This window comes from Staphylococcus sp. HMSC13A10, assembly GCF_001808005.1.
GTDB lineage: Bacteria > Bacillota > Bacilli > Staphylococcales > Staphylococcaceae > Staphylococcus > Staphylococcus pasteuri.
Genome location: NZ_KV791829.1, coordinates 63,815 through 87,230, shown reverse-complemented (window position 1 = coordinate 87,230; position 23,416 = coordinate 63,815). Strand labels below are relative to the sequence as shown.

The 23,416-nt window shown below is 31.1% G+C and carries 21 protein-coding genes and 2 pseudogenes; 12 read left to right on the top strand and 11 right to left on the bottom strand.

What is annotated here, in order from left to right:
- Positions 1–266 precede the first annotated feature (266 nt).
- The gene (locus HMPREF3125_RS01830; protein ID WP_070451567.1) at positions 267–1,343 is read right to left on the bottom strand and encodes a M42 family metallopeptidase; all 1,077 of its coding nucleotides are present in this window, start codon (positions 1,341–1,343) and stop codon (positions 267–269) included.
- 159 nt (positions 1,344–1,502) lie between these two features.
- Between HMPREF3125_RS01830 and HMPREF3125_RS01825 the strand changes: the two genes are divergently transcribed.
- Positions 1,503–1,970 carry a YehR family lipoprotein gene (locus HMPREF3125_RS01825; RefSeq protein WP_070451565.1) on the top strand — a complete coding sequence of 156 codons (468 nt, stop codon included), beginning with the start codon at positions 1,503–1,505 and terminating at the stop codon, positions 1,968–1,970.
- 49 nt (positions 1,971–2,019) lie between these two features.
- Here HMPREF3125_RS01825 and arsB read toward each other — a convergent pair whose 3' ends face one another.
- From arsB to HMPREF3125_RS01810, 3 genes are all read right to left on the bottom strand, one after another.
- Entirely contained in the window at positions 2,020–3,309 is a 1,290-nt protein-coding gene (gene arsB, locus HMPREF3125_RS01820; RefSeq protein ID WP_070451575.1) for an arsenite efflux transporter membrane subunit ArsB, read from the bottom strand.
- A complete protein-coding gene (locus HMPREF3125_RS01815) occupies positions 3,309–3,626 on the bottom strand; it encodes an ArsR/SmtB family transcription factor (RefSeq protein ID WP_029056124.1) in 318 nt (105 codons plus the stop codon). The genes arsB and HMPREF3125_RS01815 overlap by 1 nt, the downstream gene beginning before the upstream one ends.
- A gap of 123 nt (positions 3,627–3,749) precedes the next feature.
- A complete protein-coding gene (locus tag HMPREF3125_RS01810; protein ID WP_070451563.1) occupies positions 3,750–5,327 on the bottom strand; it encodes an FMN-binding glutamate synthase family protein in 1,578 nt (525 codons plus the stop codon).
- A gap of 207 nt (positions 5,328–5,534) precedes the next feature.
- Here HMPREF3125_RS01810 and lnsB point away from each other — a divergent pair, with 207 nt between their 5' ends.
- Positions 5,535–6,290, top strand: coding sequence for a CPBP family lipoprotein N-acylation protein LnsB (gene lnsB / locus HMPREF3125_RS01805; protein WP_070451562.1), 756 nt, complete (start codon positions 5,535–5,537; stop codon positions 6,288–6,290).
- 34 nt (positions 6,291–6,324) lie between these two features.
- Positions 6,325–7,113, top strand: coding sequence for a CPBP family intramembrane glutamic endopeptidase (locus HMPREF3125_RS01800; RefSeq protein ID WP_070451560.1), 789 nt, complete (start codon positions 6,325–6,327; stop codon positions 7,111–7,113).
- Positions 7,114–7,201: 88 nt separating this feature from the next.
- Here the strand turns inward: HMPREF3125_RS01800 and HMPREF3125_RS01795 are convergent, their stop codons facing one another.
- Together HMPREF3125_RS01795 and HMPREF3125_RS01790 are read right to left on the bottom strand one after the other, a co-directional pair.
- Positions 7,202–8,671 carry a HAMP domain-containing sensor histidine kinase gene (locus HMPREF3125_RS01795; protein ID WP_070451557.1) on the bottom strand — a complete coding sequence of 490 codons (1,470 nt, stop codon included), beginning with the start codon at positions 8,669–8,671 and terminating at the stop codon, positions 7,202–7,204.
- Positions 8,664–9,290 (bottom strand): response regulator transcription factor, encoded by a 627-nt coding sequence (locus HMPREF3125_RS01790; RefSeq protein ID WP_256278045.1) that lies wholly within the window; start codon positions 9,288–9,290, stop codon positions 8,664–8,666. The genes HMPREF3125_RS01795 and HMPREF3125_RS01790 overlap by 8 nt, the downstream gene beginning before the upstream one ends.
- Before the next feature lie 202 nt (positions 9,291–9,492).
- On the opposite strand from HMPREF3125_RS01790, the gene HMPREF3125_RS01785 reads away from it, so the two are divergent.
- The 3 genes from HMPREF3125_RS01785 to HMPREF3125_RS01775 all read left to right on the top strand — a co-directional run bounded on the left by HMPREF3125_RS01785 (position 9,493) and on the right by HMPREF3125_RS01775 (position 11,240).
- Positions 9,493–9,714, top strand: coding sequence for a hypothetical protein (locus HMPREF3125_RS01785; protein ID WP_070451555.1), 222 nt, complete (start codon positions 9,493–9,495; stop codon positions 9,712–9,714).
- A complete protein-coding gene (locus HMPREF3125_RS01780; RefSeq protein ID WP_070451553.1) occupies positions 9,711–9,935 on the top strand; it encodes a hypothetical protein in 225 nt (74 codons plus the stop codon). Before HMPREF3125_RS01785 ends, HMPREF3125_RS01780 begins: the two co-directional genes overlap by 4 nt.
- Positions 9,936–10,070: 135 nt before the next feature.
- Positions 10,071–11,240, top strand: coding sequence for an MFS transporter (locus tag HMPREF3125_RS01775; RefSeq protein ID WP_070451551.1), 1,170 nt, complete (start codon positions 10,071–10,073; stop codon positions 11,238–11,240).
- A 44-nt stretch (positions 11,241–11,284) separates the two neighbouring features.
- Here HMPREF3125_RS01775 and HMPREF3125_RS01770 read toward each other — a convergent pair.
- Together HMPREF3125_RS01770 and HMPREF3125_RS01765 are read right to left on the bottom strand one after the other, a co-directional pair.
- Positions 11,285–12,640: pseudogene (locus HMPREF3125_RS01770) on the bottom strand (carboxylesterase family protein).
- A 123-nt stretch (positions 12,641–12,763) separates the two neighbouring features.
- Positions 12,764–14,464: an APC family permease gene (locus tag HMPREF3125_RS01765; protein WP_017637566.1), complete on the bottom strand. Its 1,701-nt coding sequence runs from the start codon at positions 14,462–14,464 to the stop codon at positions 12,764–12,766.
- Between the two features lie 178 nt (positions 14,465–14,642).
- Here HMPREF3125_RS01765 and HMPREF3125_RS01760 point away from each other — a divergent pair, with 178 nt between their 5' ends.
- Positions 14,643–15,245, top strand: a complete 603-nt coding sequence (locus HMPREF3125_RS01760; protein WP_017637567.1) for a YdeI/OmpD-associated family protein — start codon at positions 14,643–14,645, stop codon at positions 15,243–15,245.
- Positions 15,246–15,332: 87 nt separating this feature from the next.
- On the opposite strand, the pseudogene HMPREF3125_RS01755 reads toward HMPREF3125_RS01760, so the two are convergent.
- Positions 15,333–16,112, bottom strand: a pseudogene (locus HMPREF3125_RS01755) ((S)-acetoin forming diacetyl reductase).
- Positions 16,113–16,603: 491 nt separating this feature from the next.
- On the opposite strand from HMPREF3125_RS01755, the gene HMPREF3125_RS01750 reads away from it, so the two are divergent.
- The 4 genes from HMPREF3125_RS01750 to HMPREF3125_RS01735 are packed head-to-tail and all read left to right on the top strand — an operon-like array spanning position 16,604 to position 20,180.
- Entirely contained in the window at positions 16,604–17,878 is a 1,275-nt protein-coding gene (locus HMPREF3125_RS01750) for a betaine/proline/choline family ABC transporter ATP-binding protein (protein WP_070451549.1), read from the top strand.
- Positions 17,878–18,513, top strand: a complete 636-nt coding sequence (locus tag HMPREF3125_RS01745) for an ABC transporter permease (protein ID WP_070451547.1) — start codon at positions 17,878–17,880, stop codon at positions 18,511–18,513. Before HMPREF3125_RS01750 ends, HMPREF3125_RS01745 begins: the two co-directional genes overlap by 1 nt.
- 21 nt (positions 18,514–18,534) lie before the next feature.
- Positions 18,535–19,488: an osmoprotectant ABC transporter substrate-binding protein gene (locus tag HMPREF3125_RS01740; protein WP_070451545.1), complete on the top strand. Its 954-nt coding sequence runs from the start codon at positions 18,535–18,537 to the stop codon at positions 19,486–19,488.
- Positions 19,489–19,490: 2 nt separating this feature from the next.
- Complete coding sequence (locus HMPREF3125_RS01735) at positions 19,491–20,180, top strand: ABC transporter permease (protein WP_017637572.1); 690 nt, start codon at positions 19,491–19,493, stop codon at positions 20,178–20,180.
- A 72-nt stretch (positions 20,181–20,252) separates the two neighbouring features.
- Here HMPREF3125_RS01735 and lrgB read toward each other — a convergent pair whose 3' ends face one another.
- Positions 20,253–20,954: an antiholin-like protein LrgB gene (lrgB, locus tag HMPREF3125_RS01730; protein WP_070451543.1), complete on the bottom strand. Its 702-nt coding sequence runs from the start codon at positions 20,952–20,954 to the stop codon at positions 20,253–20,255.
- Between the two features lie 2 nt (positions 20,955–20,956).
- Positions 20,957–21,403, bottom strand: a complete 447-nt coding sequence (gene lrgA, locus HMPREF3125_RS01725; protein ID WP_017637574.1) for an antiholin-like murein hydrolase modulator LrgA — start codon at positions 21,401–21,403, stop codon at positions 20,957–20,959.
- A gap of 593 nt (positions 21,404–21,996) precedes the next feature.
- Here lrgA and HMPREF3125_RS01720 point away from each other — a divergent pair.
- Complete coding sequence (locus tag HMPREF3125_RS01720) at positions 21,997–23,400, top strand: MFS transporter (protein ID WP_070451541.1); 1,404 nt, start codon at positions 21,997–21,999, stop codon at positions 23,398–23,400.
- Positions 23,401–23,416 lie beyond the last annotated feature (16 nt).

Sequence of the window (23,416 nt, the reverse complement as noted above, 5' to 3'; positions counted from 1 at the left end):
TCTTCAACTAGTACTGTTCCCTCAGGAGTCTTCGCCATAAATACTACGTATTTATAAGTGATGTTATATTAAAATACTTTAAAAAATGAAAAAGGTAATTTCTATATTATTTCAATAGAAATCACTCTTTTTTCATTTGTTTTAGAACTTTATGTCACGGACACTATAATTATATATTGGCAATAGTTTAAAGAAATACTTATGCATGAGTGTTAGCTCATGTAACACTTTACAAATAATTCCATAAATTAAGACTTCTTAAATATTTACCATTTAATATTATTATAAGTATCATCATTCAATGAGCGCACGATTTCAGTAACGAGACGAACTGAATTGTCATAATCATCTTTATGGATAACTGAAACGTTTGAGTGCATATAACGTAAAGCGATACCGATAGTAATAGTTGGAATGCCTTCATTTGCAACATGTATACTTCCAGCATCCGTTCCTCCCCCAGGTGTAGTATCCCATTGTACATCAATGTTATGTTGTTGTGCCACATCTTTAACATGTTGACGTAAACCTTCATGAGCAATACTAGATGCATCCATCATAATAACAACTGGACCACCGCCTAGATGACTATCACTCGTTTGGCCTGACATTCCAGGAGTATCAAAAGCAACGGCTACATCAACTGCAATAGCTAAATCAGGTTGAATCGTTTGGGCTGCAACTTTTGCGCCACGTAGTCCAACTTCTTCTTGTACAGTAGCACCTGAATATAAATTAATGACGATTGATTCGTCTTTTAACGCATTAAGTACATCGATGGCTAATGCACAGCCGTAACGATTATCAAAAGCCTTAGCTGTCATATATTTTTCATTAGCTAGTGTTTCGAATTCGCTATATGGCGTTACCATATTTCCTACAGATACACCTAATTGTTCAGCTTCTTCTTTACTACTTACACCGATATCAATAAACATATTTTTAATATCTACAGTTTTTTTACGTTCTTCTGGTGTAAGCACATGAGGTGGTTTCGAACCTATGATACCTCTTAGAGTTTTACCATCATCTGTGGTAACAGTCACTTTTTGAGATAACATGACTTGATTCCACCAACCACCGATTGGATTAAAAGATAAATAGCCATCTTTATCAATTTTTGTCACTAGAAATCCTACTTCATCCATATGTCCAGAAACTAAAATAGATTTTGAACCATTGGTAGCTGATTTTTTTCCGAAAATACCGCCTAAATTATCTTCAATAATAGCATCGCTAACAGTTGATAAATGATTTTTCATTAATGATTTAACTTGCATTTCACGACCTGCAATGCCATTTGCTGACGTTAATTGTTTAAGTAATTGAACTGAATCACTCATTTTACAATCCTCCCAAATACGTATTATGTATAGTTTAACATAGTGATAATGGTGTGATATATTATTAGAATTTTGTGTTAAATAAGAGTATAGTAATACCAACAATAACAAAAATAATAGTATAATTAATTTAAGAAACAGGCGAGAGAAGGCGACCATATGAAGAAATTAGTTTCAGTTTTGATAGTCATTGCGTTAAGTGTCATTACACTGTCTGCGTGTAGTAAAGAACAGACTAAAACGTTCGAAGGGGACGTTAATGGTAAACAAGTTATTACATCTTTAACGTATAAAGGTGATGAAGTACTTAAACAATCTACATTAGGAACACTAAAATATGAAGATTTAGGTATAGATAAAGCACAAGCCAAAGTTATATTAAAAAAAGATGAAAAAGCATTTAAAGGTAATAAAGGTGTATCATTCAAAATAGATTATAAAAATGATAAAGCCGTAGAACATATTGATATTGATTATAAAAAAGCAGATATAGATCAATTGAAGAAAAAATTAGGATTTGTTTCAGTTAAAGGTAAAAATGATAAAGTGAGTCTTGATAAAACGGTTAGTCAGATGAAACGTAATGGATTAAAAGAAAAAAGTAATATGACTGATCATGACGAATAAAATATATGGCAACATTGAGCGAAACGTGTTCAATGTTGCCATTTTTATGTTAAAAAATAAAATATGTTAAATAGAGACCCAGTAATGTAAAGAATAATACAGGTAGAGTAATGAGAATGCCTGTTTTAAAATATGTTCCCCAAGAAATTTTCATGCCTTTTTGTGCCAGTACATGTAACCATAACAATGTTGCTAGCGAACCAATAGGTGTTATTTTAGGACCTAAATCAGAGCCGATAACATTACTATAAACCATTCCTTCTTTAATTGTGCTAGAAACACCTGATTGTCCAATTGCTATAGCATCAATTAATACTGTAGGTAAGTTATTCATAATAGAAGAGAGAATTGCAGATATGAATCCCATACTCATAATACTAGCAAATAATCCGTGGTTCGAAATCATTGATAAAACATGTGCCAATAAAGTAGTAATGCCGGCATTCTTCAAACCGAATACGACTAAATACATGCCTATTGAAAAGATGACGATATTCCACGGAGCGCCTATAAGGACTTGTTTCGTATTTACTACTGAGGATCTGCTAGCAAGTATTAGGAATATTATCGCAATAACACCAGCAATAATTGAAACTGGAATTTGCATCCACTCACTAACAAAATAGCCAATCATTAAAACAACAATAACTATCCAAGAAATATTAAATAAACGATGGTCTTTAATAACATCTTTTGGTTTATTGATATGTGAGATATCTACACGTTTAGGTATAGAATGTCTAAAATAAATCCATAAAACAACTATACTTGCGACTAATGAGAATATATTTGGGATAATCATGCGCCCCATATATTCAGTAAAACCAATACCAAAGTAATCAGCAGAAACGATATTGACTAAGTTACTAATTATAAAGGGTAAGGACGTCGTATCAGCGATAAATCCACAGGCAATAATAAAAGGAAAGATAATCTTTTTATTAAAACCTAAATGACGCACCATAGCAAGTACGATGGGCGTTAGTATTAATGCTGCACCATCATTGGCAAAAAATGCTGCCACTATAGCACCCAGAACCATAATTAAAATAAACATCATAAGACCATTTCCATTTGATGCACGTACCATGTGTACGGCTGCCCATTCGAAAAAGCCGATTTGGTCTAGTATTAAGGATATTAATATAATAGCCACGAAAGTAAGTGTTGCATTCCAAACAATTTGAGTGACTTCAACGACATCTAATAAACTAACAACGCCTGTAACAATTGCGATGACAGCACCTATTAAAGCTGTTATTCCGATATCTAATCCTTTAGGTTGCCAAATAACAAATAAGAGGGTTATTAGAAATATAGCAATAGCAAGGATACTCATCATTGACTATCACCTAATTTCATTGAATGACATTTACATTGTTCATTATTATTTTTAATGAGGTTTAAATGATTAAGTATTTGAGTGTAAAACGCATCATTTAATTGGTAAAAACGTTTATTTCCTTCTTTTCGAGTGGTGACAAATTGATGTGTGACTAAGATTTTCATATGATGACTTAACGTTGGTTGAGAAAAATGAAAATATGATAATAAGTCATACGCACATAATTCACCACAAGATAGAATATCTAAAATTTCTAATCTATTTTCATCTGATAACACTTTTAATGAAATTGCTAATTGTTGATAATTCATGATAACCTCCAAATTAAATATAGACTATCATCTATATATATATATCTGTCTATGAAGGTTTATATAAGAAAATGACATTAAAAAAGCGACCACATTGAAGTGATCGCGATATATTGAACTTATTTAAGATATTAATTTTAATTTGTAGTCATGAATAGTTTGTGTGCCGCCATCCATTTTACGATAAATAATATGTTCAGCAGTAATTTCAGTAGGGTTTGATACGCCAACAGCTGCTGCAATATTAAATAATCCTTCGTGAAGGCTTGTTACATAATTAGTTACACGATATTGTTTTTCATCAACAATTAATCCTCTTTCTTTTTTAGGATCTGTTGTCGCAACACCTACAGGGCATGTATTCATATGACATTGTTGACTCATAATACATCCTACACTTATCATCATACCGCGTGCAATATTAACTAAGTCAGCACCTAATCCTAAAGCGATTGCAATTTTATCAGGTGTAATTAATTTTCCAGATGCAAAGATTTTCACCTTATTACGAACACCGTATTTTTCTAACATACCAGAAACAATAGGTAGAGCAGTTAATAATGGAAGACCTACACCATCTTGTAATTCTTGGAATGTGGCACCAGTACCACCTTCACCACCATCAACAGTGATAAAACTTGGATATTTATCAAGTTCAACCATAGTTTTGACTAAGTTTTCAATTTCCTCAACATGACTCACTACTATTTTAAAACCAACTGGCTTTTGGCCTAATTGTTGGATTTCATCTACCCAATTTAATAAATCAGTAGCATTATGAATAAAGTCGAAGCGGTTTGGTGAATTGATTGTTTTGAACGGTTCAACATTACGAATTTTAGCAATTTCTTCGTTTACTTTTGCACCTTCCATATGACCGCCACGAGTTTTGGCACCTTGAGCTAATTTTAATTCGAAAGCACGTACATTTTTACGTTCAGCAAGTGTTTTAAATTCTTTTTTACTGAAATTACCTTCTTTATCTCTTACACCAAAAAGACCTGGTCCAATTTGGAAAATGATATCTCCATCGCCTTTAAGATGGTATTCTGATAAACCACCTTCACCTGTATTCATCCATGTGCCAGCCTTAGATAATCCCTTAGATAAAGCAGAAATAGCATTTTTACCTAATGCACCATAACTCATCCCTGATTGACCAACTAATCGTTTGATTTTATAAGGATGCGCAAGATGTTCTCCGAGAACGACAGCGTGTTCATCAGTTAAATAATAAGGATCCACTTCCTTACTTTTACGATGTTCATCTCTACTAAATAAACGTTCATTCTCAATTTGATAAATAAATGTTGAAAGTAGTGTGGTATTATCCACTTTTAATTCATTTGCTTGAAGTGGAAACATTGTGTTCTGTATGTAAAATCCATCTTTATAATCTTCCATAGTACCAAAACTAGTCATTCTTGAATTATATTTTCCAGCTAATACGATATTTTTATAATCTGTACGAGAGAAGGGTTTACCTTCATTATCACCAGAAAATAGATATTGTCTTAATTCAGGCCCCATTTTTTCTGAAAGATATCTAATGCGTGCAAGTAACGGATAATTTCTTAATACACTGTGTTGTGTTTGTCGTTTATCCTTGATTAGCCAAATGATACCTAATAATAATGCACCCAATAAAAAAATCATAATAATGATGTTGACAATGAACTGCATCGTCGTTAGTACACTCATTAATATGCCTCCCTTAATCATTACTCCAACACTATGATACACCATTCTTAATGTTTTACAATGAAACCGGTTAAATTTATATTGTAGAATTTAAATTATTTTAGTTTATGAAATATTTATGTGAGATAATTTATTTTAATTAGTGTATTCAACTGAATTATAAAATGATAAAGTAATTGTGATAAAATGCGATTTAGGAGGTGACACATGAGCCAATATAACCAATTACAACGTGACGTTTGGAATCAAAACCAAATGATGAAAAAAGATTTTTTAATCATACCTATATACATATTATTTCAAATGTTAATTCCTATTGGTACGGTATTTGGGACATTAGGATTAACAGCAATGATAACGCAAAGACCACCGTCACAACTTTTTTATAATCTTAGTTTAAGCGTGGGATTCGTGTTAGCTCAGTTTTTAACATTATTTGCCTTTTTTGTAATGCATAAATTTGATATAGCACAAGTAATGAAAAGACAATTTCATTATGCGAAACAATACACTATACATATTATGATTTCTACCGTCGTTGTATTATTAGGTATGTTAATGGCAACATGGTTACTAGGTATATTAAACTTTGGACCAACACAATATGAACGTAGAGTAGAAGGTTTGTTTAACTATCCATCTGGATTATTCTTTACCTTTATATCAATGGTTGTTTTAAGACCTATGATTGAGGTGCTTATTTATAAACACGTATTAATTCATGAATTAAGGAAAAAGTGGCATATTGTTGTAGTGATTATACTTTCTATATTCATAGAAATGGTTGTCCATGTGTATGATATGATAAATATAATGGAAATGTTGCCTTATTTGATTATTGCTATAGGTTCAACATTTGTGTATCTTAAATCTGGAATGAATTTAGCAGCAACTTATTTATTTCAAGCAGGTATCCAACTCATTATTTTTATCGTTTTTACAGTGAAATTCTTATTAATGTAGTAATAAAATTAAAGAAGATTTAAAGGAGAATTTTATGGAAAATGAAACTACTCAACAACTATTAGATTCTGATAAATTACAGAATGAATTTGCATCAAAGAAGGTAGTTAAAAGAGGTTTTTGGCTTATTCCTGCCTATATTATATTAGCGCAATTCTTATTACCAATGATTGGTATGTTAATTGCTTTTATTATATCGTATTCACTTCATATGAAGTCAGATCATAAAATTAATAATCTTATAACCAATTTTGCTACTGTATTTGGCTTGATTGGTATGGCATTAGTATTGTTATTATTTTATTTAATGCACAGAAAAACATTAATTCCCTTAGCTAAACAACGTTTTAAAGATTTGAAAAAACATTTCGCAACAATTGCGATTATTATTGTTGTAATGTATGTATTAAATATTTTGTATGGAGCTATGGTTGAATTTTTACCTGAAAAATATCAATTTGATGATACCGAAAATAATAAAATGTTAGCACAAATGTTTACATCAGGTTGGATGTGGCCAATCTTGTTTTTAGACAATGTGATTGTTACACCTATCGTAGAAGAATTACTGTTTAGACATTTATTAATTCATGAACTGGGTAAAAAATTAACTTATGTTGTTATGTATGTGTTGTCGATTTTAATATTTGCAAGTGTGCATGTAACAGATGCACAGTCACCATTTGAAATAGGGCCATATATTATTATGGCAAGTTGTTTTGTTGCAGCGTATCACTTTACTAATCGTAACTTAGCAGCGACCATAACATTACATGTAATTAATAATAGTGTCGCCTTTGTAGCGATGTTATTTACTTTATAGTTAGGCGATTGTTTAATATGATTTATAGCTTTAAATAATCAAGTAGCCAACTAATGATTAACTTAATTGAAATCATTAGTTGGCTTTTTTATATCTGTGAAATTAATTTGATTTTGAAATGTACGCCGTTCGTTGTAGGAATAATATGAATAATGCCATTATGATAATCAATAGCTTCTTTGATAATGGTTAATCCTAAACCATGATTAACTTTGTTGGTCGCTTTAGTACTATAACCAGGTTTGAAAATATCATTTTTATTACTTGGTAATCCTTGACCATTATCTTTGTAATCAATTAAAAGAGTATTTTCAATTTTATCAAACAATATATTAATTTTTGGATTCAGATTATTATGCTCAATGCTATTTTCTATTAAGTTGATAAGACATCTTTCAAAATATAATTTATTACCATAAAAAGTTTCTTCTTGGTCAAATAGAAAAGAGAGTTCTATATTGTCATAACCAATAGAGGAAACGAATTTTTCTACTGTATATTGAATTGGAAAACTTTCTTTATCATGTTTCATTTGATTTGTTTCGTTATCAAAATCTTTATTTAAACTTTGTATCAAATCTTCCATGTATTTAGCTTTTTCTGATATAAGATTTAAATATTTTTTATTTGAGTCATCAACTTCAATTATTTTTGAATAACCATAGATAGACGTTAGTGGTGATTTTAAATCATGTGAAATTTGAGAAATCCATTTTGATTTATAATAGTTAATCTGATTTTGGTATATTTTGTCTTGAAGTAATTGTTGATTTAATGATGTTAATGATTTGTGTAATTCTGGATACGTTTTACTATATTTCTTAATATTACCTTTAGTATTCGGTTGATGCAGTTTTTCCTTAGATAGATTACCAATCCAATCAATATAATAGCCTAAAGGTTTAGTTAGCCTTCTTGATACTAAATAAGAAGTAATTAACGCTAATATGACATTGATGATTAAGGCAATTATCAAAATTTTAGGAATATCAATAAGTTTATTCGCTATATCACTTTGACTAAATGATTTACTTGAAATTGGGTTTTGATTAGAATTTTTGTAGAATCCAATTTTGTTGTTTTGATAGTTATAGTTGTATTTATTATAGTCATGTGTCGTAATACTTTGAAGTAATTGATGTGTTTTAATATGCTTAGCATTTTTTACAGAGGACTGATGATTATTTTTGTATATATAAACAATATAATTCTTTTCTTCTTTAGAAGTTGGAATAGCATTGGCATAATTAATATTATTCAAAATTAAAGATTTAACATTTTTCTTATTAAAATTTTTAGGGTAGAGAATATCCCCCTTATGATTAGTAACATATAATTCAGCATTTTCCTTTTTGGCCAAATTATTTAAATGTGTATAAGGAATGTCTTTAATCTTATTGGATAAAAAATAATCAGGATCGATACTTTTAATGTCAGAATATGATGCGCTCATTAATAAGTTAATCATTAATACTATAGTGACAATAATTATGATGAAAGATAGTGTCAAAAATGTTGTTAAGTATTTAAAAAACTTTAGTACAAATCGTTTATTCATAATTATTATCCTTAAATATGTATCCCTTTCCACGTAATGTATTTATAAATTCTGGATGATTAGGATCTTTTTCAATTTTTCGTCGTAACGTTCTAATATGTACCATTAACTTATCATCATCAACGGACGTCTCATATCCCCAAACTTTTGCGTAAATTTGATCTTTAGATAAAATTTGATTTTTATTATTAATAAAATAGAAAAGTAAGTCTAATTCTCGAGCAGTTAATGTAACAGGTTGACCATTAATTTGAACTGAGCCACTTTTAAAATTAACAGATAAATGGCCTTGTTTATATAAATCATTTGGTGTTTCTTTTAAATGAAGAGACACTCTATAATATAATTCCATTGGATCAAAGGGCTTTTTAATATAATCAACAACACCTTTTTCAAAACCTCTATATAATTCTATATTTTCTTCCTTAGCAGTGACGACTATTACTGAGGTAGATGATAAATCAATATACTTCATTAATTCATATCCATCTTCAGACTTTAGATTTAAATCTAACAGTATGACATTGTATGTATGTTGGTTTATGAAGTGTAATCCTTCTTCTATATCATCTGCTGTATCTATTGATGAAATACCTTTAGTTGTTAAAGAAAGTTTGATTAATTCTTAAATATCTTTATCGTCTTCAATGATTAATATTTGGGAACTCATTTTATGCACCTCACTGATATAGTTTACGCGTTCTTGAATAATTAAACTACGTAACTTTCGATATTTAAGGAAAATTTAAACTTAAAATAAATGAAGCTTTACTTATATGTCATACCATAAAATTAAATATTAAGTTTAGGAGATGTTAACAATGAAAAAAGTTCTAGTTGCTTCATGCGTGTTTATAATCTCAATCTTAACTCTATTATTCGTAAGGGAACTCGGTGAGTATTTCAATTTAACTTTCTTTAACTTCTTAGAAGAACCGTATGTCATTATTGGTATATCTTCTATCAATACTTTAATTTTCTATTTTGATGAAATCAAAGAGAAATATGATAGTAAAAAGAAGATTGGAGATAATATAAAATGAAAATCTTAGGTTATCTGTTGTCTTTTATATTAATAATTTTAGTAATATATGATGTAACTAGATGTATTTTAGTATTCATTGAAAATACGTGGCATAAAGATTTTGGAATGGAAACGTTACTACATAATGCTTATATAGTTAATGGCGGAGTTATGGGCGCAATTGTTTTAATGGGTGTACTGGAAATCATTAATCATGCTATTGGGGAAGAAAAATTTTAAAATTTTAAATTCCTGACAAACAAAAGTATTAATTTATATTATATAATGTAACAGTTACTAATCTAATTAAATGGGTTTGTAGCTGTTTTTTTGATGCTACAAATATTGTATTTTTATAGGGAAGGGGGATATATTATGTCGTTGATGCGTATCATCACCTTCATATTCAGTGTATTTATCGTTGGAATGGTTGAGATGATGGTAGCTGGAATTATGAATTTAATGAGTCAGGACTTACATGTATCAGAAGCCGTAATAGGTCAACTAGTGACTTTATATGCTTTAACCTTTGCGATTTGTGGGCCAATACTTGTTAAAGTAACACAACGTTTTAAAGCTAAATCAGTCCTGTTATGGACCTTAATTGCTTTTATTATAGGAAATTTAATTATAGCAGTCGCACCTAATTTCACGATATTAGTTATAGGTCGAATTCTTTCATCTGCAGCGGCCTCATTAATTATTGTTAAAGTACTAGCGCTCACTGCAATGTTAACGCCAGCTAAAAATCGAGGGAAAATGATAGGAATCGTTTATTCAGGTTTTAGCGGAGCAAATGTGTTTGGAGTGCCTGTAGGAACATTAATAGGTGATATGGTAGGTTGGCGATTTACATTTGTATTTATAGTTGTTATCAGTGTTATTGTAGGAATATTAATGATGTTTTTCCTACCTAAAGAGAATGAATTAAGCCATTCTAATAACTCAAACGCTAATCATAGCAATCAAGTCATATCAAAAGTATTACGTCCTGGTGAAGTTGCTAAATTTATAACAATTACATTCTTGATTTTAGTTGCAAACTCAGTCACATTTGTATATATTAATCCACTTATATTATCAAATGGTCATGAAATGTCATTTGTATCACTCGCATTATTAATTAATGGTGTTGCTGGTGTCATTGGTACATCATTAGGTGGTATTTTTGCTGATAAATGGACAAGTAAGCGTTGGTTGATTATTTCAATTACAATATTTATTGTAATGATGCTTATTTTGAACTTCATATTATCAGGTACTATTATGTTATTAATTGGTTTATTTGTATGGAATATTATGCAATGGAGTACTAATCCTGCCGTACAAAGTGGTCTTATCGAACAAGTTGAAGGCGACACAAGTCAAGTGATGAGTTGGAATATGTCTAGTTTGAATGCCGGAATAGGAATGGGTGGCATTATAGGTGGACTCGTTGTATCAAATATGTCAGTTCACTTTGTGACTTATACGAGCGCATTCATTGGATTTTTAGGTTTAATTGTTACTATAGCATTAAAAAATAATCATTTTGCTAAAAATTAAATTTTTAAATAAACAAAAAGCGTCTCCCAAAAGAGGAGACGCTTTTATTTGTATTGAAATGAACTTTTATTGTCTTCATTATAAGGAGTCCAAGGCATTTTACTGTGTGTAGCAAAGTAACATAAATCATGTATCATTTTCGAGCTTAACTTTGTTTCATACTGTGTAACAGATAATTGATGCGCTTTTAAAATATTCAAGTTACCAAACCAAAAAATCATATCTAAAATATGATATGCACTTTTATAGTACTTACTATCAGTTCGATGCCACTGGAAACAAGCTAACCATATACTTGGGTTATGCTTCATGTCATTTAAGAAACGATGTACTGGCTGTTGAAAAATATATTTGGTAATACAATCTGATTGCTGTTTGGCAGATATTGCTTCAGTCGAATCGATATTAACTTTATTAAATGACATGGCTTCAACAAATCGTTCGGGAGTTAGTTTGCGTGATTCATTTTTTATATAAATATCACCTTCATTTTTCGTATATGAAACGAAGATGGGTTTTGAAAAGTTAGCATTATTAAAGTCCATATCAGCTGTTTGAATGGGTGCATATATTAATTCCAATCCTTTTGAATTACCTCTAGATGTTTGATCTAACATCATGATATTTAATATATCGTCAGTCGATAACGCATCTATTGAGACATTAGGGCATTGTTTTGAGATTAAGTTACTAAATCTTTGAGCTTTATCATATCCTATTGTTGGGCTATCTAAGTTTAAGATGCCACTTAGCAACATTACTTTATGGAAGTATGGATAAGTATGAGGTAATTGCATTAAAGCCATGATGCTCATACTTCCTGCTGATTGTCCTATTAATGTGACATTGTTAGGATCACCGCCGAAATCTTCAATGTTTTGGTGAACCCATTTTAAAACATTTAGTTGATCAGATAAGCCATTATTTAAATCATTATTAGAATTGATATAAGACCAATCTAAAAATCCCCATGCACCTAAACGGTAGTTAAAAGTGACGACAATGACATCTTCTTGTTTTACAACATTTTTAGGAGAGTATAATTCGGCATTAGCATGACCATTGATAAAGCCTCCACCGTAAAAATAAATAATAACTGGACGTGATTCAGAATGGTGATGCTGTCGCTATATATTCAAATATAGACACTCTTCATGTTGAGAAAATTGATTGAAATGGTAGTCATCATCACTTGAGAAAAAGTCTTCAAGTTGATTATAAGGTTGAGGAGGAATACTTTGAACATGTGTTGCACGTATAGCTTCAGACCATTGTGTATAAACTTTAGAATGATTAAAACGTCCAATAGACAAGGTGGCATACGGAATACCAAGAAATGTATCTATACCATCTTTATGAATACCATTAATTTCTCCATTGCTTGTTTTCACGTTTAACATACACACCAATCGTCCTCTCAATTCGTACTATATATTCACTATATTATAAATGAGTGATAACTTCTAACTACATACAAAAAAACTGCTAATGACTATTTTTAGTCATTAGCAGTTTTCAATATATTATTTATTTTGTTCTTGCTCTTCTTGTTGTTCTTGACGTTTTTCGGCGATTTTTTCGCGTCTTTCACGACGTTTACGTTTCTTAAGTTTATCACCCATATTGCTGTTCATTTTCTTAGCGCGTCTGAAATAAACACTTTCGAATGAACTAATTGCACCTAATTGATAGAAAATAAGGGCAACAATAATGATAACTAAGAAATCCCATGGATAATGAATCCAGTTTAAACCTTTGAACTCTTTACTACCGATAAATGATAGGAAAGAAAGTACAATTAGGTAAATGATAATCCATAAACTTCCGCCGATTTGTTTTTTAGTGTTTTTCCAATTCATTTTATATTCATAGAAGAAATAAATTGGTAAACCTAAAATAATGATTAAAATAACTTCTGCAGTCGTTGGCCACATAGCCCAATAAATAGCTAATGAAGCAAGTACGAATGACAGTGGTGCCATGAATTTTAAAATTCTAGCTCTGAATGGACGCGTCATCTTAGGTCCCATTTTACGTAATGCGATAACTGTTGTTGGACCTGTTAAATAAGCAACTAATGTTGCAGTTGAAATAACGGCTGCTAGTGTACCCCAATCGCGGAATAATGTCACCATTACCATACTGATAATAGCATTAAAGACAATTGCAACACGTGGGATTTTATATTTTTCATTCATTTTTCCTAAGAATTTAGGAATGTGACCATTTTTTTCCATTGCACGTAACACACGACCAGTTACAGCAACAAATGATACACCAGTACCAAATGGTGATACTACAGCTTCAATATAAAGTAAAATAGCTAACCAATTTAATCCTAATAAAATAGCCATATCAGCGAATGGAGAGTTAAAATTAATACCGCTCCAACCATGTTCATGAATCATTGATTGTGGCATTGAAGTGATAAATGTACTTTGTAAAATAACATATAGTACAGCACTAATAGTTAATGAAATTGCAATACCACGTGCGATATTTTTTTCAGGACTCTTGATTTCTGATCCCATATTAATGATTGTTTGGAATGCATTAAATGAGAAGATAATACCAGACATTGTAGTCGCAGCAAATATTGGTGCACTTCCGTATGGCATGAATGTACCTACGGAATGACCATAGTTACCAGTGTCAAATCCAGATACCATTAACATGATAATTGTTAATAATGGCACACCTAATTTAAAGAATGAAATTAAGCTTGTAAATGACGTTAGTAATTTTACTGACCAATAGTTTAATAATGAAAAGATGATAATGATAGCATAAACGGCGAATAAACCAGAAGTACTTATCGAACCGTCTTTCATTAAGGCACTCATTGGCTTAGCCCAATCCCAAGGCCAAGAACTCATATATTGAACAGCAGATACTGCTTCAATAGGGATAATCGTTACAAGTGATACCCAGTTTGCCCAAGCGGCTATGAAACCAAGTAATGAACCATGTGTATATTGAGCATAGTTACTCATACCACCCGATTGTGGGAACATAGTTCCGATTTCTATGTAGTTATAAGCAATTGTTCCTATAACTACGAATCCAATAATCCAAGAAATGATAGCTGCTGGGCCTGCAACAGAAGATGCTTCCCATGCACCGAATAACCAACCTGAACCAATTAATGATCCTAGTCCGAGTAACACTAATTGGGGCAGATTAATCTTGCTGTTATTCGATTCTGTTTCATTTTTATTTGCCATATTGACTCCTCATTCTTTTATATTCTGAAAATACTACGCCATTATTATACGCTAGTTAAAATATTAGTCAAATGCATATATTGTAATTTTTGTATAAATGTATAAAAATAGTGTTTTAAATATTTTGGTATATAATAGTGAATAAATCACTGGAAAAAGTAGAAAGTAGGGCAAACAAATGAGTAGTCAAAAAAATATCAATGCTGATGTGGAAGCATTTTTAAAAAAGGATAGTCAATGGAAAGATGAATTCAATTATTTAAGAGAGACCATTGTAAATTTTGATGATTTAGAAGAAACAATGAAATGGATGCACCCTTGTTACACAATTAATAATAAAAACGTTGTTTTAATACACGGGTTTAAAGAATATGTTGCGGTTATGTTTTTCAAAGGTGCATTAATAGAAGACAGTTACAACACGCTAATTCAACAAACGAAAAACGTACAATCTGCAAGACAGTTACGATTTGAAAAATTAGAAGATATTCAATCACGAAAAGAAGAAATTATTGATTATGTGAAACAAGCGATAGACATTGAAAAAGCAGGTAAAGAAGTAAAATTAAAGAAAACAGAGGACTATGAAGTTCCAGATGAACTACAACAACAATTTGATAAAATGCCAGAGTTAAAAGAAGCATTTAAACAATTAACACCTGGGAGACAACGACAATATTTACATCATATCGGAGAAGCAAAACGCGCAGATACTAGACAAAAGCGTGTGGATAAATATATTAATCATATCCTTGAAGGTAAAGGTATGCATGATAAGTAATAACTAAGCGAAGCTAACAGTAATCATATACTGCTAACTTCGCTTAGTCTTTTTATATAGTAAGAGTTTAAACAATGCCAATGATTATTAATGGAATCTCATGCCACCATCAACGATGATTGTTTGGCCAGTAATATAGTCTGAATCTTTACCAGCTAAAAAGCTAACAACATTGGATACATCTTCTGGTTGGGATAGTTTTCCTAAAGCAATTTGATCAGTAAATTGTTTCCATCCCCAAGATTCAGGTTGGCCAGCTTCTTCAGCTGTTTTTTTAGCTATGCCTTCCATCATTGGTGTATGGACAATACCTGGCGCATACGCATTTACTGTGATAGATTCATTTGCCAAATCACGCGCAGCAACTTGTGTTAAACCTCTCACTGCAAATTTACTACTACTATAAAGTGAAAAACCTGCATTTCCTTCAACGCCAGCTTGTGATGTGGCGTTAATAATTTTACCACCATGACCTAACTGTTTAAATTGAGCATGTGCTGCTTGAATACCCCATAGTACACCTTTCACATTGACACCATATACTTTGTCAAAGTCTTCAGGGGTAATAGAATCAATAGGTGTCATAGGACCTTAACCTGCATTACTTACTAGTACGTGTAAGTCTCCAAAGTGTTCTACTGTTTGATTCATCGCATTGAATACATCGTCTCGATTTGAAACATCAGCTTTGATTGCGATTACTTTTGAATCATCTTGTGATAGAGCATGTGCTGCTTGATTTGCACCTTCTCCATTGAAATCTACAATAGCCAATTTAAAACCATCTGAGAATAAACGTTTAGCAATTTGATAACCAATACCTTGTGCGCCACCAGTTACAACTGCTACTTTACTTTCATTGCTCATATTAAACTCTTCTTTTTAATTATTTTGTATGTGAAATATATCACAAATTAGAGATGGATAAACCTAAATGTGTAACATAAAAATACTTTTCAATTTATTGTCATAAAGTATTAAAATAACTTTCATAATTCATAATTAAAGCCTGGAAATATAATGTTTATCGTTTTGTAATTCAAATTAAAATTATGAATATTTTTATAAATTTGTTAAGTTTAAACAAATGAATTTTGTAAAAATGCAATATGTTTGTTAAAATTATATAGGGTATATATTTATATCGTTGTCGAATATGCATACATAGAAAACCTAAAGCCAATGTTATACACATAGTAGTAACATAATGACATCTTTTTAAAATTAAACATTGAAGGTAAAGACCATCGTACGCTTGTTCAACCAATATTATTTATTAGTTAACAACTGTTCTGCTGGTCTTTTAAATTGTATAGTGATATTCGCCATTTTTTACTTAATGGAAGGGGAAAATAATCATGTTAAGTATTAAGAATTTAACCAAGATTTACTCTGGGAATAAAAAGGCAGTTGATAATTTATCACTTGATATTGAATCAGGAGAGTTTATCGCATTTATTGGGACGAGTGGTAGTGGTAAGACAACTGCATTAAGAATGATTAACCGAATGATTGAGGCTACTGATGGAGAAATCCAGATGAATGGCAAAGATGTTCGTCATATGAATCCCGTGGAATTAAGAAGAAGTATCGGTTATGTTATTCAACAAATTGGTTTAATGCCGCATATGACAATTAGAGAAAATATTGTATTAGTACCTAAATTATTAAAGTGGTCTAAAGAAAAGAAAGATGCAAAAGCGAAAGAGTTAATTCAACTTGTTGATTTACCAGTTGAATATTTAGATCGCTATCCAGCCGAATTATCTGGTGGACAACAACAACGTATTGGCGTAGTGAGAGCACTCGCTGCTGAACAAGACATCATTTTAATGGATGAACCTTTTGGTGCGCTTGATCCGATTACTCGAGATACGTTACAAGATTTAGTTAAAGAATTACAACGAAAATTAGGTAAAACATTTATTTTCGTTACACATGACATGGATGAAGCAATTAAACTTGCTGATAAAATTTGCATCATGTCACAAGGTAAAGTTGTGCAATTTGATACGCCAGATAATATTTTAAGAAACCCAGCAAATGATTTCGTTAAAGACTTTATTGGTCAAAACAGATTGATCCAAGATAGACCAAATATGAAAACAGTTGAAGGTGCCATGATTAAACCTGTTACAGTTCATGCAGATGATTCATTGAATGATGCAGTTAATATCATGCGTGAGAGACGTGTAGATACCATATTTGTTGTGAATAGCCATGACAAACTACTTGGATTCTTAGATATAGAAGATATTAATCAAGGTTTAAGAGCTAAAAAAGAACTGATTGATACAATGCAACGTGATATTTATAAAGTACATATTGATTCCAAATTACAGGATTCAGTTAGAACTATTTTAAAACGTAATGTGAGAAACATACCTGTGATTGATGATGACAATCAATTAATAGGTCTTATTACACGTGCAAACTTAGTTGATATCGTATATGACTCCATTTGGGGGGACAGTGATACTGAAATGTCAGAATCTGTAGAGTCAAATGAGACAGACATTTCAAATGGTAATGAATCTTTAAATAATCTTCACAATCAAGATGACACTCATCAACATGTGAATACATCTTCTATAAACGAGATGAATAAGGATGAAGCAGGAGATGAACGATAATGAAAGCATTTTTGAATGAATATGGAAGCCAGCTCGTATCAAAGACGATTGAACATTTCTATATTTCTATCATTGCTTTATTAATTGCAATCGTCGTAGCTGTTCCTGTAGGCATCTTATTATCTAAAACGACTAAAACTGCTAACGTTGTATTAACGATAGCTGGCGTACTTCAAACGATACCGACTTTAGCTGTATTGGCCATTATGATACCTATTTTCGGGGTTGGTAAGACACCTGCCATCGTTGCATTATTTATTTATGTATTATTACCGATATTGAATAATACAGTTTTAGGTGTCAAAAATATAGACAAAAATGTTATACAAGCTGGACAAAGTATGGGGATGACACAATTACAATTAATGAAAGATGTCCAATTGCCTCTAGCTTTACCATTAATTATTAGCGGCATTAGACTTTCAAGTGTCTATGTCATTAGCTGGGCTACTTTAGCGAGTTATGTTGGTGCTGGAGGACTAGGAGACTTAGTGTTCAACGGTTTAAATTTATATCAACCACCTATGATTATTAGTGCTGCGATATTAGTTACATTGTTAGCATTAATTGTCGACATGCTATTGTCATTAGTTGAAAAATGGGCGGTACCTAAAGGATTAAAAGTATCTAGATAAGAAAAGGGAGGATGTAACAATATGAAGAAACATATTAAATATACAGTGATTCTTATTGCCTTGTCCCTCTTAGTATTATCTGGATGTAGTTTACCAGGTTTAGGTGACGGCAATTCAAAAAATGATGTTAAAATCACGACTACTGAAACAAGTGAAACAAAGATTATTGCAAATATGGAAAAACTAATGATTGAACATGAAACTAAAGGTAAAATTAAGCCGACAATCATTGGGAACTTGGGATCAAGTATTATTCAACATAACGCATTGCAACGCGGGGACGTTAATATGTCAGCTGTAAGATACACAGGTACAGAATTAACTAGTGTGTTAGATGCAAAACCAACAAAAGATCCTAAAAAAGCAATGTCTGAATCACAAAAGCTATTTAAGAAAAAATATGATCAAAAATATTATAATTCATTAGGATTTGCGAATACGTACGCATTTATGGTGACAAAAGAAACAGCTAAAAAATACCATTTAGAAAAAGTTTCAGACTTAGAAAAACATAAAAACGACTTAAAATTAGGTATGGATACACAATGGATGAATAGAGCAGGAGATGGATATCCGGCCTTCGTTAAAGATTACGGATTTAAATTTGCAAGTGCACGACCAATGCAAATAGGTTTAGTATATGATGCGCTAAAAAATAAAAAACTGGATGTAGCTGTGGGATATTCTACTGATGGACGTATTGCAGCTTACGATTTGAAAATTTTAAAAGATGATCGTAAATTCTTCCCACCATATGATGGTAGTCCATTGGCTACAGAAAAAGTAATTAAAGATAATCCAAAAATTGATACAGCCTTGAAAAAGTTAGAAGGCAAAGTTTCAACTAAAGAAATGCAAAAGTTAAATTATGAAGCTGACGGTAAAGGGAAAGAACCTGCAATTATTGCAGAAGAATACTTGAAAAAACATAACTATTTTGATGATGACAAAAATAGTAAGAAAGGTGGTCAATAATTATGAAAGGTAATTTATTCCAATCTATTATTGAATATTATTCATTGAACTTTGGCTACCTTATGGAATTATTCTTTAAACATTTATTAATGTCTGTTTACGGTGTACTATTTGCTTGTATTATAGGGATTCCATTAGGCATTGTCATAGCTCGATATAAGAAACTAGCGTGGCCTATAATAACAATCGCTAATATTATTCAGACTGTACCAGCCATAGCAATGCTTGCGATTTTGATGTTAGCTATGGGATTAGGTCCAACAACTGTTGTTGTAACAGTATTCTTATATTCGCTACTACCAATTATTAAAAATACTTATACAGGCATTGTAGATGTAGATGAAAATATTAAAGATGCGGGTAAAGGTATGGGAATGACTAGAAACCAAGTATTACGAATGATTGAGTTACCATTATCTTTATCAGTAATTATCGGTGGTATTCGTATTGCTCTAGTAGTTGCAATCGGAATTGTTGCTATTGGATCATTCATTGGTGCACCAACACTTGGTGATATTATCATTCGTGGAACTAACTCAACAGACGGTACAACTTTTATTTTAGCAGGAGCGATACCAATTGCTTTAATTGCTATTTTAATTGATTTGGGATTACGTTTCTTAGAAAAACGATTAGATCCAACACGTAAAAACAAAAAGAAATTTGAACACCAACCACAACAAATTAAATAAATATAAAACAAGGTCAGGACTACTTTCATAGCCCTGACCTTGTTCTATTAATTTTAACTTACTACGTTTAACCTATAATAATATTGGCGCTAAAATAGGTACGATTGCTACTACAATAACACCTACAATAACAACTGCAATACTACCCATAGATTCTTCTGTTTCTCCCAATTCTTTAGCAGCAGCTACACCTAATGTGTGACCACTAGTACCTAAAGCAAGACCACGTGCAATTGGGTTTGAAATTTTGAACCATCTTACAATTTTAGTACCTAATGCAGAAATAACTACAGCATTTAAAATAACTGCTAATGATGTAAGTTCTTTCATACCACCGATACCTTCTGATACAGGTAAAGCGATTGCTGTTGTTGCAGCTTGAGGTAACATTGAAGCAACAATTTGATTACTGAATTGGAATAAAGTTGCAACTAGATAGATTAAAATAAGTGCAACGATAGTACCTAAAGCAATACCACCAAATATTTGTAACCAATATTTTTTTAATACGTCACGTTTTTTATATAAAGGAATTGCAAAACTAATCGTAGCTGGTTCTAAGAAGAAATTAATAATATCTCCACCTATTTTATAGTTTGCATAACTAATTCCTGTTAATTTTAAGAATGCAATACCTACAACCATACTAACGAATAAAGGTGCAAGTAAGAAAAATCCATTCGTTTTTTTATAAAAATACGTTGCAATTACAAATGGAATAAGGGAAACTAAAATACCAAAATATGGAGTATTAATACCTAAATGTTCTAACATGATTAACCTCCTATACGACTAGTTTCTTCATTTTTCTCTTTACTAGGGAACAATGATTTTGTCACTAATAATTGAGAAGCGAAACCAGTACAAATTAATAAAAAGATTGTAGATAATATGATTAATAAAATAATCAATATCGGACTTTGACTTAATACAGGTAATGAATTGATTACTGAAACGCCGGCTGGAACGAATAAAAAACTAATATTATTAGTTAAAGTAGTTCCTACTGTTTCGACTTGTTCTAATTTAACAATTCCAGTACATAAAGCGATAAATAATAAAACTAAACCTATTACTGAAGCGGGCATTGGGATAGGCATGAATGCTTCAATAATCTTAGAGATAAACAAAATAACTGCAATTGTTAAAGCTTGTTGGAAGAAATTGTACACTCTTCCAGATGTATGTTGAACTCTTTCTTTTGTAGAAGATGAGTTAGCCATAACATACATTCCTCCTGTTCTATTTGTATATAATGAGTTGGTAAGAACGTTTGGATTTGTCAAAAATAGGATTCACTTACTAATTTAAAACGTAAACTAAAAGTTAAAGTTATTTAGTTTTAAAAAATAAAAAAATCAATTGTAAAGTTCAAACGAATCTTTTGTGAAGTAATTCACCAGCAATTATACAATATAATTCATATTAATTTGTATATTGAATTCGTCATTTTCGTGACAAATTTCAAAAAATTTATCCTTTTATTTTTTAGTAAGTTTCGACAAATTCTTTTATTATTATATAGTAAGCGCTTACCTATTTTAAAGATAATACTAAAAAATATATACTTCAAGATGTAATGGAAAAATAAAAGTAATTGGTGTAAAATATGTATTCATATATACAAATATTCTAAATATTAAAAGAAATTAAAGGGTATAGTAAAAAACTAATAAAATCGATTTAAAAATAATCAAGCAAATAGAGAAATAGAAAAGGGAAAGTAGTTGTTTTTTAATTTAAAACATTAACATAAATCGATTTAAAATGAGTAAGTAAAATTTGGAAAGTGTTTTGTAGGAGGAATTAATATTTTATGAACAAAACTTCAAAGGAGTTTGAAGGAGACAATAGACTTCTTCTAGGTATTATTTTAGGGGTAATTACTTTCTGGTTATTCGCTCAATCACTAGTGAATTTAGTGGTACCGTTACAAACATCGTTTAAAAGTGATATTGGCACAATTAATATTGCTGTTAGTTTAACAGCTTTAATGTCAGGACTATTCATTGTAGGTGCTGGCGACTTTGCAGATAAGTTTGGTCGCGTAAAAGTGACATACATAGGATTAATATTAAATATCATTGGATCTTTATTAATCATTATTACCCCGTTAGTACCTTTTTTAATTGCAGGTAGAATATTCCAAGGGTTATCAGCAGCATGTATTATGCCTGCTACATTAGCCATCATTAATGAATATTATATTGGAACTGCACGACAAAGAGCATTAAGTTATTGGTCAATTGGATCATGGGGTGGTAGTGGTATTTGTACCCTATTTGGCGGCTTAATGTCTACACATTTTGGTTGGAGAACCATTTTCATCGTATCAATTGTTTTAACATTGTTGTCTATGTATTTAATTAAACATACACCTGAAACAAAAGCAGAACCAATTATTACTAAAAATGGCGAGACAAAGAAATTCGATATAGTTGGCTTGATGATACTAATCGTTTGTATGTTAAGTATTAATGTTATTATTACGCAATCTTCTAAATTAGGATTATTTTCTCCAATTATTATTAGTTTAATCGTTGTATTTTTTGTTTCACTGATAGGCTTTATTATGTATGAAAATAAAATTAAATATCCTTTAGTAGACTTTAGTTTATTTGCTAATAAAGGATATAGTGGTGCAACTGTTTCTAACTTTATGTTGAATGGTGTTGCAGGTGGTACGTTAATCGTAGTCAATACTTATTATCAGCAACAACTTCATTTTAATGAATCACAAACTGGTATGATTTCACTTACATATTTAATTGCTGTATTAATTATGATTCGTGTAGGTGAGAAGATTCTTCAAGCATTAGGACCTAAACGACCATTATTAATGGGAAGTGGTATAACTGCTATTGGATTAGTTTTACTATCTTTAACTTTCTTACCAGAACCTTGGTACATTACTTCAAGTGTTATCGGTTATTTATTATTTGGTACAGGACTTGGTATTTATGCGACACCATCAACTGATACAGCTGTTGCACAAGCTCCTGATGATAAAGTGGGTGTTGCTTCAGGTGTTTATAAAATGGCTTCTTCTTTAGGTAATGCATTTGGCGTAGCTATTTCAGGAACAATATATGGTGCTTTTGCATCGCAAATGAATATGGCATTAGGTGGCTTTATGGGCGTTGTCTTAAATGCGGTCATCGCACTAATTGCATTCTTCGCCATTTTATTATTAGTACCTAAGAAACAAACAAATTTATAAGAATAGAATCAACGTT